12 protein-coding genes are annotated in these 18,159 nt (G+C 73.5%); 9 read left to right on the top strand and 3 right to left on the bottom strand.

The genetic code is table 11. From position 1 onward, the window contains the following. Positions 1–1,031: flavin-containing monooxygenase (locus tag VFL99_RS01010; protein ID WP_325104455.1), on the bottom strand; the 1,031-nt coding region annotated here is incomplete at its 3' end. Positions 1,032–1,101: 70 nt separating this feature from the next. Further along, positions 1,102–3,915 carry a helix-turn-helix transcriptional regulator gene (locus VFL99_RS01005; protein WP_325104454.1) on the bottom strand — a complete coding sequence of 938 codons (2,814 nt, stop codon included), beginning with the start codon at positions 3,913–3,915 and terminating at the stop codon, positions 1,102–1,104. A gap of 136 nt (positions 3,916–4,051) precedes the next feature. On the opposite strand from VFL99_RS01005, the gene VFL99_RS01000 reads away from it, so the two are divergent. From VFL99_RS01000 to VFL99_RS00980, 5 genes are all read left to right on the top strand, one after another. Beyond that, positions 4,052–4,264: a heavy-metal-associated domain-containing protein gene (locus VFL99_RS01000; protein WP_325104453.1), complete on the top strand. Its 213-nt coding sequence runs from the start codon at positions 4,052–4,054 to the stop codon at positions 4,262–4,264. 83 nt (positions 4,265–4,347) lie between these two features. Then, positions 4,348–7,686, top strand: a complete 3,339-nt coding sequence (locus VFL99_RS00995) for a heavy metal translocating P-type ATPase (RefSeq protein WP_325104452.1) — start codon at positions 4,348–4,350, stop codon at positions 7,684–7,686. Positions 7,687–7,809: 123 nt separating this feature from the next. Beyond that, positions 7,810–8,565, top strand: a complete 756-nt coding sequence (locus tag VFL99_RS00990) for an ABC transporter ATP-binding protein (protein WP_414713698.1) — start codon at positions 7,810–7,812, stop codon at positions 8,563–8,565. Between the two features lie 5 nt (positions 8,566–8,570). Beyond that, on the top strand, positions 8,571–11,102 hold the full coding sequence (locus VFL99_RS00985) for an ABC transporter permease (RefSeq protein ID WP_325104451.1): 2,532 nt from the start codon (positions 8,571–8,573) through the stop codon (positions 11,100–11,102). Positions 11,103–11,207: 105 nt separating this feature from the next. Continuing rightward, entirely contained in the window at positions 11,208–12,665 is a 1,458-nt protein-coding gene (locus VFL99_RS00980; protein ID WP_325104450.1) for an MFS transporter, read from the top strand. Positions 12,666–12,711: 46 nt separating this feature from the next. On the opposite strand, the gene VFL99_RS00975 is transcribed toward VFL99_RS00980, so the two are convergent. Continuing rightward, positions 12,712–13,434, bottom strand: a complete 723-nt coding sequence (locus VFL99_RS00975) for a FadR/GntR family transcriptional regulator (RefSeq protein ID WP_325104449.1) — start codon at positions 13,432–13,434, stop codon at positions 12,712–12,714. Positions 13,435–13,546: 112 nt separating this feature from the next. Here VFL99_RS00975 and VFL99_RS00970 point away from each other — a divergent pair, with 112 nt between their 5' ends. The 4 genes from VFL99_RS00970 to VFL99_RS00955 all read left to right on the top strand — a co-directional run bounded on the left by VFL99_RS00970 (position 13,547) and on the right by VFL99_RS00955 (position 18,154). Beyond that, the gene (locus VFL99_RS00970) at positions 13,547–15,280 is read left to right on the top strand and encodes an L-lactate permease (protein WP_325104448.1); all 1,734 of its coding nucleotides are present in this window, start codon (positions 13,547–13,549) and stop codon (positions 15,278–15,280) included. Beyond that, the gene (locus VFL99_RS00965) at positions 15,277–16,029 is read left to right on the top strand and encodes a (Fe-S)-binding protein (protein ID WP_325104447.1); all 753 of its coding nucleotides are present in this window, start codon (positions 15,277–15,279) and stop codon (positions 16,027–16,029) included. Before VFL99_RS00970 ends, VFL99_RS00965 begins: the two co-directional genes overlap by 4 nt. A gap of 62 nt (positions 16,030–16,091) precedes the next feature. Further along, complete coding sequence (locus tag VFL99_RS00960) at positions 16,092–17,525, top strand: lactate utilization protein B (protein ID WP_325104456.1); 1,434 nt, start codon at positions 16,092–16,094, stop codon at positions 17,523–17,525. Further along, a complete protein-coding gene (locus VFL99_RS00955) occupies positions 17,522–18,154 on the top strand; it encodes a LutC/YkgG family protein (RefSeq protein ID WP_325104446.1) in 633 nt (210 codons plus the stop codon). The genes VFL99_RS00960 and VFL99_RS00955 overlap by 4 nt, the downstream gene beginning before the upstream one ends. Positions 18,155–18,159: the final 5 nt, after the last annotated feature.

Genomic DNA, 18,159 nt, shown 5'->3' with positions numbered 1-18,159 from the left:
GCGGAGCCGCGGCTGCGCTGCCACGGCAGGCCCAGGAACCACAGGCCGGGCACGGCGCGGCTGCGGCCACCGTCGTGCAGCGGTATGCCGTCCCGGTCGGTGACGGGCCCGTCGATCCACGAGTAGTCCGGCCGGAATCCGGTGGCCCAGAGCACCGCGGCCACGTCGGCCCTCGAGCCGTCGGCGAAGCGGGCGGTCGCACCCTCCGCACCGACGAGACGCGGCCGCAGGTCGACGCCTGCGCGGCGCAGCGCTCGGCGACTGGTGCCGATGACGACGTCGCCCCGGGCGCGGACCCGCCGGGCAAGCCGCGAGTCCGGTGGTTTCTCCATCAGGCCCAGCCTCAGCAGCCACCAGAAGAGGTCGTACCCGGCCAGTCGCTGCGGCACGCTCGGCGGATTCGTGCCGGCGGACAGGACGACGTCTCGGGTTGCCGCCAGCTCCTGCGCGATCTGCAGGCCCGAGTTGGCGCCGCCGACGACGATGACGCGCCCCGCAGGCAGGTCGGACGGGCGCCGGTAGTCGGCGCTGTGCACCTGCGGTATGCCGTGGAAGCCGGCTGCCAGCGTGGGGACGTGCGGCGCCTGGAACGGGCCGGTCGCGACGACCACCTGGCGGGCGTGCAGCACGCCCTGTGTGGTGTGGGCGGCGAACCCGTCCTCGTGCTGTGCCAACCGGACCACCCGGGTGCCGGCGAGGACCGGGAAGGCGTGCTGGTCGGCATACGAGGCGAGGAAGTCCGCGACCTGGTCCTTGCCGGGGTAGGTGTCCGGTGGGGCGGGGAAGGGGGTGCCGGGCAGGCCGTCGTACTGGGCCGGGCTGAAGAGGGTGAGGGAGTCCCAGCGGGTGCGCCACGAGTGGCCCACCTCGGGGGCGGCGTCGACAAGGAGGTAGCGGACCTGCTGGCGGGACAGGTGCCAGGCGAGGGCGAGGCCGGCCTGCCCGGCGCCGATGACGAGAACGTCGAGAGGCACGTGGGTGCCGGAGTCGGTGGTGACCGCGGAGGCGGTCGTGGCTGCGGTGGTGTCCATGGCGAGGACGCTAAGAACGACGGTGCAGGGCTGGCGCCGGCGAAATTGCCGGGATCTGCCCGGGCGCTGGTCAGGCGAGGGCCAGCTGGGCCAGCTCCGTCCGGGAGGTCACGCCGGTCTTGGCGAAGACGTTGCGCAGGTGGAAGTCGACGGTGCGCGGGCTGACGAACAGCTGCGCCGCGACGTCGCGGTTCGACAGGCCGGAGGCGACGAACTTGGCCACCTGCCGCTCCTGCGGGGTGAGGTCCTGACCGGTGGACGCGTCCCGTTTGCGGGCGGTCTCGCCGGAGGCACGCAGGTCTTGGCGGGCCCGTTCGGCGAACGGGGCCGCACCGACGTCCTCGAAGGTGTTGAGCGCCGCGCGCAGGTGCTCTCGGGCGGCGACCCGCTGGCGGCGCCGGCGGAGGAACTCGCCGTAGGCGAGCCGGGTGCGCGCTGCCTCGATGGGGCGGCCGCTGTCGGCGTGGTGCTCCAGCGCCGCCCGGAAGTGCTGCTCCGCCTCGTCGCCCGCGAGCAGGGCGGCCCCGTGGGCGACCACGGCGTGGGCGGCAGGGGAGTCCACCGCGGTGGCGAAGGCCCACAGCTCGTCCCACCAGGTGCGGGCCAGGTCCAGCCGGTCCGCCCGAACGGCCGCCTCGAGGCGCGGGTAGCCGGTCAGGTGCACCATCGGCGGGGTTCGCAGCTGGGCAAGGTGGTGCACCGCGTCGGCATACCGCCCCGCCATCAGCTCGCGCTCGCCCACGGCCCACCGGCGCGCGTCGTCCACGAGGGCACCGAGGACCCCGACCTGGTGGCCGGCGACGACCCGGTCGAGCTCGGCGAGGTGCTCGTCGAACTGGTCGTCCCCCCGAAAGGCGGCGTAGAGGGCCAGCTCGGCCAGGGGCATGGCCGACAGGGCCACCTGCCCGGAGCTGAGCGCGAGCTGCCGGGCCTCGGACGCGTCGGCGACCGCGTCACCGAGCCGTCCGGCGCAGAAGTCGGCCAGCGCGAGCCGGGGCAGCGCGAACAGGACCAGCCCGTAGGCCGCGCGTTCCCGGGCGTGGGTGAGCAGGGAGGTGAAGGTGCGCCGGAAGGTGTCGTCGTCGGACAGGTGGAAGGAGGCGATCCCGATCGCGTTGGCGAGGTCGGGGTCGGGCACGTCGGGCGCCACCGCGAAGGCGACCCGCAGGGGTGCGGTCGCCGTCGGCAGCCGGCCGGCGAGGAGGTGGTGGAACCCGGTCAACAGGCCGGCGAGGCAGCGCTCCCGGGGCGCCGCCCGCGGGTCCAGCTCGGTGCCCGGGCCGGCGGCCGGCTCGGCGGGCGGCTCGCCGGGCGGGCCGGCGGCCGGCTCGGCGGGCGGCTCGAGGGCCAGGTCGACGGCCAGCTCGGCGGGGTCGAGGTCGGTGCGGTCGGGCGGGGCCGCGAAGGTCGAGGCGGCACAGGCCATCACCCCGAGGGGCAGGGCGCGCAGCGGCTCGACCTGCGCGATGTCCCGTGTCGCCTGGGTCCACAGGCGCACGGCGGTGGGGATGGAGCCGACGTGGAACTCCGCCCGGCCCCGGAGCCGGTCGAGGTCGGCGCGGAGGACCGGGTCCGTGGCGCACAACCGCCCCTCGGCGGCGAGGGCACCGGTGCGTCCCGGCTGCCCGGCCAGCCAGGCGCTGGCGGCTGCGGCGTGCAGGCGCCGGGCGCGCGAGTCATCGGACACGGTCAGCCCGGAGGCCCGCTCGAAGGTGGCGCTGGCCGCCTCGTAGCCGCTGCGCCGCAACGCCCGCTGGGCCGCGTCGTCCAACGCGGCGGCGACCGTGTCGTCGGGTCCGGTCGCGGCCTCGGCCAGGTGCCAGGCCTGCCGGTCGGCGTCGTCCGTGCCGGTCGAAGAACCGGTCATCGCGTCCGCCAGGGCGCCGTGGGCGGCCCGGCGGTCGGCGCTCGTGGCGGCGGTGTAGAGGGCAGAGCGCACCAGCGGGTGGCGCATCCGCAGCGCGCCGCCCTCGACCGCGAGCAGCCCCGAGCCCTCCGCCTCGCCGAGCGCGTCGGCCCCGGCACCCAGCGCGGCGGCCGCCGCCAGCACGGTGCGGACCTGCGTGGAGTCGTCGGCGGATGCGACCAGCAGCAACCGCTGCGCGGCGGGGGAGAGCCGGCGCGCCCGGTCGAGGAAGACCCGCTCGAGCGTGCTGGTGACCGGTAGCCGCCCGGGCAGCGGTGAGCGGCCGGCCAGCTGGTCGGCGGACAGGACGCGGGGCAGCTCGACCAGGGCGAGCGGGTTGCCGCCGGTGCTGGCGAGCAGCTGGGCGGCGACCTCGGTCGCGACGTCGACCTCGGCGTGCTCGTTCACCAGCGCGGCGACGTCGCCCAGGCCGAGCCCGGCCAACGGCACCTGGTCCAGGTCCGGTGCCTCGAAGGTGCGCACGTCCCCGTCGCGCACCGCGAACACGAGCGCCACCCGCTCCAGCTCCAGTCGGCGGGCGACGAACAGCAGCGCCGCCGCGGACGCGTCGTCCAGCCAGTGGGCGTCGTCGACCAGCGCCACCACCGGCCGCTGCTCGGCGGCCTCCGCCAGCAGCCCCAGGGCGCCGAGGAACACCAGGAACCGGTCCGCTTCGCCCACTTCCTCACCGAAGGCCACCCGCAGGGCGAGGGACTGTGGGGGAGGCAAGCGGTCGGCATACCGCAGGGCGGGGCGGAGCAACCGCTGGAGGGCCGCGAAGGGGAGAGGGGCCTCGGACTCGATCCCCTGGGTGTGCAGCACGGTCACGCCGGCCAGGCCGGAGGCGACGTCCTCGAGCAGGACCGACTTGCCGGTGCCCGCCTCGCCGTGCACGACCAGCGCGCGACCGTGGCCCTTGCGGGCAGCATCGACCAGTTCGTGCAGGCGCGCGCGCTCTGCTCCCCGACCGTGCAGCACGCGCAGACCATAACCGCTCCGGGGCCCGACCCGGCGACCAATCCCGGCAATTTCGCCGGTGTGGCGGACCGGTCGCCTCTCGCAGGATCGACCCAGCCCGCAACGCAGCGGGGCCCCTCGATCCCAGGAGCACGACATGTCCACCCTCACCACCGCGATCTACGGCGTCGACGGCATGACCTGCGCGCACTGCGTCCGCGCGGTCACCACCGAGGTCGGTGCCATCCCCGGCGTCCGCGAGGTCCGCGTCGACCTGGCCGCCGCCACCGTGACCGTCGCCAGCGACCAGCCGCTCGACGTCGCCGCCGTCCACGCGGCCGTCGAGGAGGCCGGCTACGAGGTCCGCTGAGCCCTGCGGCCCAGCAACCCCCTTCGCCCGAGCACCCGTCGGACACCCGCCCGGACACCCGCCGAACAACAGGGAGACCCGTGATGACCCTCACCGCCCGACCGGCCCAGACCAACGGCGCCACGACTACCGACACCACGGCCACCGGCGCCGTGGCCGGGTCCAGTTGCGTCCTCGAGATCGGCGGCATGACCTGTGCTGCCTGCGTGGGCCGCGTCGAGAAGGCCCTTTCGCGGGTCGACGGAGTGCTCGAGGCGAGCGTCAACCTCGCCGCCGAGACCGCCTCGGTCAGCTTCGACCCCGCACGCGTCGGCCTCGAGGACCTCACCGCCGCCGTGGCCAAGGCCGGCTACAGCGGTATGCCGCGCGCTTCCGTCCCCGACACCGCCCCACCTGCCGCTTCGGGCACCTCCGCGGCCGCCAGCGCTTCCGCCGACCCGGGAGGGGTCGACGGGCGGGACGAGCGCAAGCTCGCCGAACTCCGTGCCCTCCAACGCCGTTGGCAGGCGGCGTTGACCACCGGCCTGGGCCTCATGGCGGTGATGTACGTCCCCATCTACCTGGACACCATGGACTGGCTGATGCCGCTGATCCTGGTGGTTGCCACCGCGGTGCAGTTCTGGGCCGGCGCCGACATCTACCGCGCCGCGTGGGCCGCCGCCCGGCACCGCTCCACCACCATGCACACCCTGGTCGCCCTGGGCACGAGCATCTCGTGGGGTTACAGCACCTTCGTCACCCTCTGGCCGGGACTGGCCGAGCGGTGGCGACTGCCGCTGCACGTCTACTTCGAGACCTCGCTGGTCATCATCGCCCTCGTCCTGCTCGGCCGGTGGCTGGAACAGCGGGCCCGCCTGCGCACCGCCGACGCCATTCGCGCGTTGGTCGGCCTCGCCCCCGCCACCGCCCGCGTCCTGCGCGACGGTACCGAGGTCGACGTCCCCGTCGCCGAGGTGCGCGTGGGTGACCGGGTGCGCGTCCGGCCCGGTGAGAAGGTGCCGGTCGACGGCCGCGTCGTCGAGGGCGCCTCCAGCGTCGATGAGTCGATGCTCACCGGCGAGTCCGTCCCGGTTGCGAAGGCCTTGGGCGACAGCGTGATCGGAGCGACGCTCAACACCTCCGGGACACTGGTCGTCGAGGTCACCGCCGTCGGCGAGGACGGCACGCTGGCGCAGATCGTCCGCCTGGTCGCGGACGCCCAGTCCGGCAAGGTCCCGATGCAGAAGCTCGCCGATCGGGTGGCCGCGGTCTTCGTCCCGCTCGTGCTGCTCGTCGCCGCCGGAACGTTCACCGGGTGGGCGCTGTTCGGCCCTGCCCAGACCCACCTCACCCTGGCGATCGGGACCGCCGTCGCGGTCCTCATCATCGCCTGCCCCTGCGCGCTCGGGCTGGCCACGCCGACCGCCGTCATGGTCGGCACCGGCCGGGCCGCCGAGCTCGGCATCCTCATCGGCAACAGCGAGGCCCTGGACACGGCGCACCGGCTCACCGCCGTCGTGCTCGACAAGACCGGCACGATCACCCACGGCCGCCCCGGGCTCGCCGGTGTCACCGCACTCGACCGCTCGGCCGACGAGCTGCTCGCCCTCGTGGCCTCGGCCGAGGTCGGCAGCGAGCACCCGGTCGGTGAGGCGCTGGTCGCCGCCGCCCGTGAGCGGGGGCTCGAGCTCTCCCCGGCTGCCGAGTTCGAGGCCGTCGCCGGGCACGGTGTCCGGGCGACCGTGGCCGGCATACCGCTGCTGGTGGGCAACACCGCCCTCCTGGACCGGGCCGGCATCGACACCGCACCGCTCGCGGCCGAGGCGGCGGAACGGGCCGCGCGGGCCGAGACCCCCATGTACGTCGCGGCTGCCGGCCAGCTCGCGGGTCTGGTCAGCGTCGCCGACACGGTGAAGGCCGAGTCCGCCGAGGCCGTCGCCCAGCTCAAGGCGCTCGGCCTGGAGGTATGGATGCTCACCGGCGACAACGCCGCCACCGCGCGGGCCGTCGCGAGCCAGGTCGGCATCGACCATGTCGTCGCCGAGGTGCTGCCCGCCGACAAGGCCGGACAGGTCACGCACCTGCAGCAGGAGGGCCACGTCGTCGCGATGGTTGGCGACGGCATCAATGACGCGCCCGCCCTGGCGACCGCCGACCTCGGCGTCGCCATCGGCACCGGTACCGACGTGGCCATCGCCGCGTCCGACGTCACCCTCGTCGGCGGCGACCTGCGCGGCATCGTCTCGGCGATCGCCCTGTCCCGCCGGACGGTGGCCACGATCAAGCAGGGCCTGGGCTGGGCCTTCGGCTACAACGTGCTGCTGATCCCCGTCGCCGCCGGCGCGCTCTACGGCTTCGACAAGCTGCTGCTCGACCCCGTGCTGGCCTCCGCGGCGATGGCGATGAGCTCGGTGTCGGTGGTCAGCAACGCGTTGCGGCTGCGCAGGTTCCAGCGGCCGCAGACCGCGCAGGAGATCCTGCACCCGCCGGTGCGGCGCCGGGTCGGCGGCTGGGCCTTCCTCGTCGGTGTGGCCGTCGTCGCGCTGGCCCTCGGGTCGACGTTCACGTGGGCCAGCCGCACCGAGACCGCGTCCCGCGGCATGAACGGCATCCTCGCCTGGACCGAGGGGATGGGTATGCCGATGCGCCCGGCCATGAGCGTCATGGAGACCACCGAGGCGCCCCCGGTCGACCCGCACCACGCGGGGCTGCGGGTCGCGCTGACCTCGTCCGCCCCGATCCGGCCCGGTGTCCCGACGACCCTGACGCTGACCGTCCGGGACGCGCGGACCGGTGAGCCGGTCGAGGACCTGGTGCGCACCCACCAGGTGTGGGCGCACCTGATCCTCACCCGCAGCGACCTGTCCACCTTCGCCCACATCCACCCGCGCCCGACCGGCGAACCCGGCCGGCTGCAGGTCCGCGTGACCTTCCCGGTCGCGGGGACGTACGTCGCGCACACCGAGTTCCGCCGCCAGGGACAGATGAGCGACGTGCTGGACAGTCGTACCCTCACCGTCGCCGGTCCCGGCTCCGACCGGCAGGCACCGGCGCCGTCGAGCGAGGTGCGCCGCGTCGTCCGCGACGGGGTCGTCATTCGCCTCGAGGGCGACGCAGCGGTCGGTGAACAGAGCGACTTCACCTTCCGGTTCGCCGACGCGGCCACCGGCCGCCCGGTCAGCGGGCTGCGGCCCTACCTCGGCGCCGCCGGGCACGCCGCGATCGTGCGCAGCGACGGCACCGGATTCGCCCACCGGCACGCCGAGGTCGAGGACTCCCGCGGACGGCCGGTGTTCGCGGTCCCCGGCACCACCTTCGGCCCCGAGCTGGACCTGCACGCCCGGTTCGACACCGCCGGGACCTACCGGATGTGGGCACAGTTCCGGCTGCCCGACGGCACCGTCATCACGGCACCCTTCACGATCCGCGCCGGCGCGCACTGAGCCAGCCCCGGAGCGCTCGTGCTGGTGGTCGGCGGATCTCCCATCGCCCACCACCAGCAACGAGGCCCTGTCTCGCCGCCGGCACCGCTGACGACACAACCCACCACCACCGAGGAGCACCACGTGACCACCCTGACCACCCCACCCATCCCCACCTTGAGCCGGACCATCGCCGCGCGAGCGGTCGACGTGGTCAAGACCTACGGCCGCGGCGACACCGCCGTCCGGGCCCTCGACGGCGCGAGCCTCGAGGTCGAGGCCGGCCGGCTCACCGCGATCATGGGCCCGTCCGGGTCCGGCAAGTCCACCCTGATGCACGTCCTGGCCGGGCTCGACGACGTGGACTCCGGCAGCGTCCACGTGGGCCACACCGACCTCAGCCGCCTCGGGGAAAAGGCGCGAACTCTGCTGCGCCGCCAGCGGATCGGCTTCGTCTTCCAGGCGTTCAACCTCGTCCCCGCTCTCACCGCGGCGGAGAACATCGCGCTGCCGCTCACGCTGGCCGGCGGCCGTCCCGACCCCGCCTGGATGGACCAGTTGGTCGACACGCTCGGCCTGCGTGACCGGCTCGACCACCGACCGAGCGGGCTGTCCGGCGGCCAGCAGCAACGGGTCGCCGCCGCCCGGGCCCTCGTCACGTGTCCGGAGGTCGTGTTCGCCGACGAACCCACGGGCAACCTCGACACCCGGCACGGCCGGGCGCTACTCGGCTTCCTGCGGGAGGCGGCGCGCGACCTCGGCCAGACCATCGTCATGGTCACCCACGACCCGGCCGCCGCGGCGTATGCCGACCGCGTCGTGTTCCTCATCGATGGCCGGGTCGCAGGCGACCTCGTCGACCCGACCGTGGCCGCCGTCCTGGACCGGATGGGGGAGTGATTCCGATGCTGCGACTGTCGCTCAAGCAGGTGTTGCGGCACCGTTTCCGCCTGGCCCTGACGCTGGTGGCGATCGTGCTCGGGGTCACCTTCGTGGCCGGCAGCCTCGTGCTGACCGACACCTCCCAGCGGCTCTTCGACGAGCAGTTCGCCACCCAGAGCAGCGGGGTGGACGTGACCGTCCAGTCGGCCGTCGCCTTCGACTCCGCCATGGGCGTCCAGGTTGACCGGGAGCCACTGCCCACCACGGTGCTCGGCACGGTGAGGGACACGGCCGGCGTCGGGACGGCATACCCGGTGGCGACCGGCCGCGGACTGATCCAGGTCGGCGGCACCGCCATCGCCCCCTCCGGTCCCTCGCTGCTGCGGTCGTGGACCGACGGGCCGACCAACCCCTACCGGCTGCGGCAGGGGCGCGCCCCGTCGGCTGCCGGCGAGGTGGTGCTCGACGCGGTCACCGCCCGAGACCACGGCATCGCCCTCGGCGACACGGTCCGCATCCAGGCGGTCCGGACCCAGCCGCTGACCGTGGTGGGTCTGGCCGGCTTCGGTGACCAGCCGGGCATACCGGACAGCACCGCCGCGCTCACCACCCTCGGGCAGGCGCAGCGGCTGCTCGGGCTCGGCCACCAGGTTTCCGAGGTGCAGGTGACCGCCGCGAACGGCTCGACGGCGGCCGAGGTGCGTTCGCGCCTCGCGGATGCGCTGGGGCCGAGGTATGCCGCCACGTCCAGCCGCGACACCGCCGCGGCAGGGGTCGCCGCGGCTGCCGACCGGTTGTCCTACCTTCGGGTGCTGCTGCTCGCGCTCGCCGGTGCGGCGCTCCTCGTCGGCGGTTACCTCATCGCGAACACCTTCGCCATCGTGCTGAGCCAGCGCACCCGTGAGCTGGCGCTGCTGCGGGCGGCCGGGGCGACCGGCGGGCAGGTCTTCGGGACCGTCTTCGGTGAGGCGCTGATCCTGGGGGTGGTCGGTTCCGCTCTCGGGACCGGGCTCGGCGTCGGCGCGGCGCTCGGCTTGCGCGACCTGATCGGCCGGTTCGGCGTCGCGCTCCCGGACGGCTCCCTCGCCGTCCTTCCGACGTCGCTGCTGACCGCGTTCGCGGTCGGGGTGGTCACCACGGTCCTGGCCGCGGTCGGCCCCAGCCGCCGGGCCGCCCGCGTCTCACCGCTGGAGGCGATGCGCACGGCGGACGCGCCACTGGCGACCGGCCGACTGCGCCGCGTCGTCGGCGTGCTGGCCGCGACCCTCGCCGTCGCGGGCGCGCTCGCCGCCCTGACCGGCTGGGGGGACGCGCTCACCGTCGGACTCTCGGGCGTGCTGGCGCTGCTCGCGCTGGCGCTCCTCGGACCCGTCCTGCTCCCGGCGTTGGCCCGGCAGGTCGGGCGGCCGTTGCGTGCCCTGGGCGTGCCGGGGCGGCTGGCCGGGGAGCTCGCCGCGCGGGCGCCGCGTCGCACCGCCGCGACGGTGCTCGGCCTCGGGCTCAGCCTGGCGCTGATGAGCTTCATGGTCGTGCTCGGCGGCTCGGTGAAGCAGTCGATCGCGGCCGGCTACCAGGAGGTCGTGACCGCGGACTTCGTGGTCGAGAGCGCGCGCGCTGAGATGCTCGGCGGACTACCCCCGGCGGTCCGCGGCCGGGTCGCGTCGCTGCCCGGGGTGGCCGCGACGTCGCCGGTGCGCTACGGCCACTGGAAGGACCGTGGCAGGGTGAGCGCGCTGACCGCCGTGGACCCGGCCACGATCGGCGCCGTGGTGTCGGCCCGGATGGACGCGGGCTCGCTGCGCGACCTGTCCCATGGCGGCCTCGTGCTGGCCCGCCACGTCGCCACCGAGCGCGGGCTGGAGGTGGGCGACCGGCTACCGATGACGTTCGCCAAGACCGGCAACCGTTCGCTGCGAGTCGTGGGCTTGATGAACGACGGGGACGCCCGTGCCTTGAGCACCGACTTCATCATCGGGATGGAGACGTTCGACCGGCTGTTCACCGAGCGGGTGGACGCGAGCGTCTACGTCGCCCTCGCCGAAGGCACGTCGAGCGCCGCCGCACAGCAGGTGATCCACCGGGCGCTGAAGCCCTACCCGACCGCCGTCCTGCGTGACCAGGATGACGCGGTCCAGGCCCGCGCCGGAGCCGTCGACCAGATCCTGGGGCTGGTCACCGTGCTGCTCGCCTTCACCGTGCTCATCGCGCTGCTCGGGATCGCCAACACCCTGGCGCTGTCCATCGTCGAACGGACCCGCGAGATCGGACTACTGCGTGCGATCGGCATGACGCGGGCACAGGTGCGACGGATGGTCTGCGCGGAGGCGGTGCTCGTCGCCGCACTGGCCGTCGTGGTCGGGCTCGTCGTGGGCGTCACGCTCGGTGCCGCCGCCACGGTGGCCCTGGGCAGTGACCCCGAGGCGAGCGTCGTGGTGCCCGTCGGGCGCCTCGCCGTCGTGACGGTGCTCGCTGTGGCGGCCGGCTTCCTCGCCGGCCTGCTGCCCGCCCGCCGGGCTGCGCGCCTGCGCGAGTTGGAGGCCATCGGCGCGGCCTGACGCACGAACCCCGGTGATTTCACCGGCGCGACCCCCGGTGCCCGGGCGCGAGAGTCGTTCCACCGGGCCGACCCGCCCGAACCCCCCGATCCACAGGAGGATCCGATGTCCCACGACACCCTGGCGACCCACCAGGTCGCCCCCCACCACCCGCCGCAGGAGGTTGAGCAGCGCCGACCGTGGACCGTGCTCGGTCTCATGCTGGCCGCGCAGTCCATGGTCATCCTCGACGTCAGCGTCGTGAACGTCGCGCTGCCGAGCATCGGCGAGGCACTGGGCTTCAGCAGCACCGACTACCAGTGGACCGTCAGCGCCTACGTCCTGCTCAGCGGCGGACTGCTCCTCTTCGGCGGCCGGCTCGCCGACCTGCTCGACCGCCGGACCGTGTTCCTGACCGGTCTGGCGGTGTTCACCACCGCCTCACTGGTCAGCGGCTTCGCCTCCTCGCCGGCGATGCTCGTGCTCTCCCGCGGGGCCCAGGGCGCCGGCGCGGCGCTGCTCACCCCGGCTGCCCTGTCCATCGTCATGACCTCGTATGCCGGCCGGCAGCGGGCCGCGGCCCTCGCCACCTGGGGCACGGTGGGCAGCATGGGCATCGCCGCCGGCGTCCTGTTCGGTGGCATCCTCACCAGCGCCCTCGGCTGGCAGGCCGTCTTCTTCATCAACGTGCCGATCGGGTTCGTCGTGGGTGTCCTCGCCGTTCGCGCGGTCGCTCGCGGCCGGCGCACCGGCGGCCTCCGGGGACTCGACGTGCCCGGAGCGGTGGCCGCGGTCGCCGGGCTGCTGGCCTTGGTCTTCGCCATCGAGGGGACGAACACCGGTGGTTGGGGCTCCCCACGGACGTTGGGCGGGTTCGCCCTCGCCGCAACCCTGCTCGGTGCCTTCGCGGTCATCGAGAGTCGCGTCCCGGCACCACTGGTCCCGCCGTCGACCTGGCGGATCCGCTCGCTCGTGTCGGCCTCCACGGTGATGGCCGTCATCACCGGCGCGGTCGTCGGCGCCATCTTCCTCAGCTCGCTCTTCCTGCAGGGCGCGCTCGGGACGTCCGCCGTCGTGACCGGGCTGATGTTCCTTCCGCTGGCCGCCGCCATCACGCTCGCGGCGACGGTCGCCTCGAAGCTGCTCGGCACGGTGACCCCCAAGGCGATGATGGTCGCGGGCCTGCTCGTGGTCGCCGCCGGCGCCGCCTACCTCGCCGGCATGGACGCCGACCCCGCCTACCTGACCGACGTGCTTCCCGCGTTCATCGTGATCGGCCTCGGCGTCGGTCCGATGTTCGTCGCGATCTCCGTGGCTGCCATGGCCGGCATCCCCCACGAGAAGTCAGGTCTGGCGTCCGGGGTGATGATGACCGGGCACGAGGTCGGCGCAGCCCTCGGCGTCGCCACGCTGACCGCGCTCGCCGGTGACCTCACCACGCGGGCCGGGTTGCTCGACGGCTTCCCACGCGCCTTCCTGGTGACCGCCGTGGCCATGGTCCTGCTGGCCGGCTTCGCCGCGGTCGCGGTGCCGCGGCAGCCGACGCACGCCGGGCCCGGGCACGGGGGGCACGGCATGCACTGATGCCGTGCTGGTTCCTCGCTGCACGTGCGCTGTCGGCCGACGACCGTCAGCGCACGTGCAGCGACGTCATGCGGTCGTAGGCCGCGCGGATGTGCTCCTCAACGAGGTCGGCGGCACGATCTCCGTCGTGGGCGCTGATGGCCTCCACGATCGCGCGGTGTTGCGTGCGCAGCATCAACCGCATTGCGCGCCAGTCCTGCAGGACACCGAGTGCCGACAGGATCGGCATGCGCATCGACTCGCGGATCGCCACGGTCATGTCGGTGGCGAGCCGGTTCCCCGCGGTCCGCGCGATGGCCACGTGCAGGTCGGTGTCGAGGTCGTTGAACGTCTCCAGCGGGAGGTCGTCATCATCCATCCTCTCCAGGAGCTCGCGCATCCCGGTGATGCCCTCGGGCGAGGCGTCGACGCTGGCGAGGCGGCAGGACAGCCGCTCGAGCACCACGCGCACTTCGGTGACGTCCGCGGACGGGAAGTTCGCGAGCGCGACGTGCAGCCGGAGCAGCCGGGTCAGCGGCTGGTGGGGGAGGCCGGCGATCGTGGTGCCGCCGGCGCCGTGGGCGCCGACCGTGGACCGCACCACCCCCGAGGCCTGCAGGGTGCGGACCGCCTCGCGCACCGCGGGTCGGCTGACCCCGACCTGGACGGCGAGGTCGCGCTCGGCCGGCAGGTGCGAGCCCACCACGAGCTCTCCGGACAGGATGCGCTGCTCCACCCAGTCGACGACCTGCTCCCAGGCCTTCTTCGGCAGGACGTGGTCGGTGGACACGCCACGAGGGTAGCCATGCCGCGAGAGGGGGTGACACCGCGGACCTCCCACTGCTAGCCTCTCCGCACCTTAATGGTAAGACCATTAGTTTCGTTCCCCACTGGAGGCCTCGGTGCCAACCGCCTATCAACCCCCACTCGCCCCCATCGCCGGCAGCCTGTGGCTGTCCGCGCTCGTTGCCGTGCTCCCGCTGGCGAGCATCTTCGTCACCCTCGGCCTCCTGCGCTGGAAGGCGCACTGGGCAGGTCTCACCGCGCTGGCCATCGCCGTCATCGTGGCGATCGCCGGCTTCCAGATGCCGACGTCACTGGCCATCCTGGCGGCCGGTGAGGGCGCGGCATACGGGCTGATGCCCATCATGTGGATCGTCTTCAGCGCCATCGTCCTCTACCAGGTGACCGTGGTGAGTGGCCGGTTCGAGGACCTGCGGGCGGCCTTCCACCTGGTCTCCGACGACCCGCGGGTGCAGGCGATCATCATCGCCTTCTGCTTCGGCGCCCTGTTGGAGGCGCTCGCCGGCTTCGGTGCGCCGGTGGCCATCACCGGCGTGATGCTCATCGCGGTCGGTTTCTCGCCGCTGCGGGCGGCGGCGGTCGCGCTGCTCGCCAACACCGCCCCGGTGGCGTTCGGCGCCATCGGCATCCCGATCATCACCGCGGGTCACCTGACCGGGATCGACTACAACAGCGTCGGTGCCTACGTCGGTCACCAGACCCCGCTGCTGGCCTTCGTCGTCCCGCTGATGCTGGTCTTCCTCGTGGACGGACGTCGCGGCGTGCGGCAGACCTGGCCGGTGGCGCTCGTGGTCGGTGTCGTCTTCGCCGTCACCCAGTGGCTCTCCGCGACCTACATCTCCGTGGAGCTCACCGACGTGATCGCCTCGCTCACCGCGCTCGCCTCCGCCGTGGTCGTGCTGCGCTTCTGGAGGCCTGCCGGTCGCGAGGAGGCCCACGAGGAGCTGCGAGCCGCCCGCCAGCGCGAGCTCGCGGCCGTGGGCGCAGGTGGGGGCGCCGGCGCGGAAGCGGGCGAGACCGCGATCGGCGCCGACGACGTCGCCTACACCTCCGCGTCGGAGATGGACGAGCGGGCACGAGCCCTCACGCCGGGCCGCGTCGTGATGGCGCTGCTGCCCTACCTGCTCGTGATCGTGGTGTTCGCCGCCTCGAAGCTGGTGGGACCGGTCAAGGAGCTCCTCGGCGCCACGGACCTGGCCCTCCCGTGGCCCGGCCTCGACGGCAACGTCCTGACCCCGTCCGGGGAGGTCAGCACCTCGACCGTGTACCCCTTCGCGTGGTTGTCCTCACCCGGATCCCTGCTCATGATCTGCTCGATCGTCGTCGCAATCGTCTACCGAGTGACCGCCCGCCAGTGGGCCCACGAGGTGGCCGACACCGCGGTCAAGCTGCGGTTCGCCTTCGTCACCGTCGCCTCGGTGCTCGGACTTGCCTACGTCATGAACCTGTCCGGCCAGACCATCACCATCGGCACGTGGATCGCCGGGGCGGGCGCGGCGTTCGCCTTCCTGTCGCCGGTGCTCGGCTGGCTGGGCACCGCGGTCACGGGCTCGGACACCAGCGCGAACGCCCTCTTCGCGACGTTGCAGCAGACCGTCGGGCACCAGGCCAACATCGACCCGACCCTGCTGGTCGCGGCGAACTCCTCCGGAGGAGTCGTGGGCAAGATGATCAGCCCGCAGAACCTGACGATCGCGGCTGTCGCCGTCGGGCTCGTCGGGCGCGAGTCCGACATCTTCCGCAAGGTGCTGCCGTGGTCGGTCGCACTGCTGGTGATCATGTGTGCCCTGGTCGGGCTGCAGTCCACGGTGCTCGCGCCGATGCTGCCATGACGTCGGCCGCTCGCACCGCGCTGTTCGCGACCTGCTTCAACGACACGATGTTCCCGGAGGCGCCGATCGCCACCACGCGCCTGCTGGAGCGGCTGGGCGTGGCGGTCGAGTTCCCTGCCGCACAGACCTGTTGCGGCCAGATGTTCACCAACACCGGGTATGCCGACGAGGCCGTACCGCTGGTCCGTTCCTTCGTCGAGGTGTTCGGTTCGTACGACCACGTGGTCGCGCCGTCCGGGTCGTGCACCGGGTCGGTGCGCGAGCAGCACCTCGACCTCGCGCGCCGTGCCGGGGACCCGGGGCTGGTGCGCGAGGTCGAGGCGCTGGCCCCCCGGGTGTACGAGCTGTCCGAGTACCTGGTGGACGTCCTCGGCGTCACGGAGGTCGGGGCGTACTTCCCGCACCGGGTCACCTACCACCCGACGTGCCACTCGCTGCGCATGCTGCGGGTGGGGGACCGGCCGCTGCAGCTGCTGCGGGCGGTGCGGGGCATCGACCTCGTCGACCTGCCCGCCGCCACGGAGTGCTGCGGGTTCGGCGGGACCTTCGCGATGAAGAACGCAGACGTGTCGGTCGCCATGGGAGCCGACAAGGCCCGGCACATCCGCGAGACCGGGGCCGAGGTCGCGGTCGCCGGCGACAACTCCTGCCTCGCCCACATCGGCGGGCTGCTCCGGCGCCAGCGTGCCGGGGTGCGGACCATGCACCTGGCAGAGGTGCTCGCCTCGACCCAGGAGGACCCGGCGTGAACGCCGCACATCGCGCGGGGGCACAGGCCCCGACGGCCAGCACGACACCGACCTTCATCGGCATGCCGACGTTCCCGACGCTGGCCCGCCGGGCACTGGCCAATCCCGTGCAACGACACAACCTGCAGCACGCCACCCACACCATCCGGGCCAAGCGGGCAGAGGTCGTGCACGAGGTCGCCGACTGGGAGGCACTCCGGCTCGACGGGGCGGCCACCAAGGATCAGGCGCTCGACCACCTCGCCGACTACCTCGTGCAGCTGGAGGCGAACCTCACCCGGGCCGGTGCCACCGTGCACTGGGCCCGGGACGCCGACGAGGCCTGCCGCATCGCCGTGGACCTCGTGCGGGCCACCGGCACCGACGAGGTCGTCAAGGTCAAGTCGATGGCCACGCAGGAGATCGAGCTGAACGAGGCGCTGGAGCGCGCGGGTATCGACGCCTGGGAGACCGACCTCGCCGAGCTCATCGTCCAGCTTGCCGACGACCGCCCCTCGCACATCCTGGTGCCCGCGATCCATCGCAACCGGAGCGAGATCCGCGAGATCTTCCTGCGCGAGATGGGCAAGGTGGGGCGCTCGGCGCCGACCGACCTGACCGACCGGCCCGAGGAGCTGGCCGAGGCCGCGCGACGTCATCTGCGCGAGAAGTTCCTGCGGGCGCGCGTGGCCGTCTCGGGCGCGAACTTCGCCATCGCCGACACCGGGTCCCTCGTGGTCCTGGAGTCGGAAGGCAACGGCCGCATGTGCCTGACGCTGCCCGAGACGCTCATCTCGGTCGTCGGGATCGAGAAGGTGCTCCCCAGCTGGGACGACCTGGGAACCTTCCTGCAGCTGCTGCCCCGGTCCAGCACCGGTGAACGGATGAACCCCTACACCTCGACCTGGACCGGGGTGACACCCGGCGACGGTCCCCAAGACGTGCACGTCATCCTCCTCGACAACGGACGCACCCACGTGCTCCAGGACCCGCTGGGACGGCAGGCGCTGCGCTGCATCCGGTGCTCGGCCTGCCTCAACGTCTGCCCGGTGTACGAGCGCACGGGCGGCCACGCCTACGGCTCGGTCTATCCAGGACCGATCGGCGCGGTGCTGACCCCGCAGCTCCGGGGCACGACCAGCCCCATCGACCGGTCGCTGCCGTTCGCGTCCAGCCTGTGCGGCGCCTGCTTCGAGGTCTGCCCGGTGCGCATCGACATCCCCCGGATGCTGGTCGACCTGCGCACCAAGGTCGTCGACGAGCACCGCGGTGGACTGCCGGGTCCGGAGTCGGCGGCCATGAGCGCGGCGTCGTGGATCTTCGGTGATGCCAAGCGGCTCGCGGCGACCCAGCAAGGAGTGACCGCCGCGGCGCGGCTGCTGCGTGGACGCAGGACGCTGGGACGGCTGCCGTGGCCGGCCTCCACGTGGAGTGAGGCACGCGACGTCCCGGCACCGCCGCGGGAGACCTTCCGCCAGTGGTGGTCGCGCACGCACGACGACGGGGGAGAGGCATGAGCATCGCCCGCGAGGAGATCCTGGACCGGATCCGGTCGGCACACCACGTGCCCGAGCCGCCGGAGCCCGTGCGGCGCGAGCCGCGGGAGGAGGGCCGTGGGCGCGCCGAGGTGCTGGAGACCTTCGTACGACGCACCGAGGACTACCGCGCCGTCGTGGACCGCTGCCGCCCAGTGGACCTCGCCGCCCGCGTCGCGGCGGCACTCGCGCGGGTGCACGTGCGCCGGATCGGCGTCCCACCAGAGCTGGACCGCGCATGGCTGACGGGCACGGCGGCGGACCTCGTGGTCGACGACGACCTGACCGTCGCGGAGCTCGAGTCGCTGGACGCGGTGGTCACCGGCGCGGGTGTGGCGATCGCCGACACGGGCACGATCGTCCTCGACCACTCCGGCAACCAGGGGCGACGCGTCCTGTCACTGGTGCCGGACGTCCACGTCTGCGTCGTGCACGCCGAACAGGTGGTGGCGGACGTGCCGAACGCGGTCCGCCGGCTGCGACCGTCCGTGCAGGCACGTCGTGCGCTCACCTGGATCAGCGGCCCCAGCGCCACCAGCGACATCGAGCTGAGCCGCGTGGAGGGAGTGCACGGCCCGCGCACGCTCCACGTGATCCTGGTGGGGGACTGACCGCC

The sequence above is a fragment of the Segeticoccus sp. genome (assembly GCF_035708005.1).
Note: the sequence above shows the minus strand (reverse complement) of the source record. Positions and strands in the feature narration are given on the sequence as shown.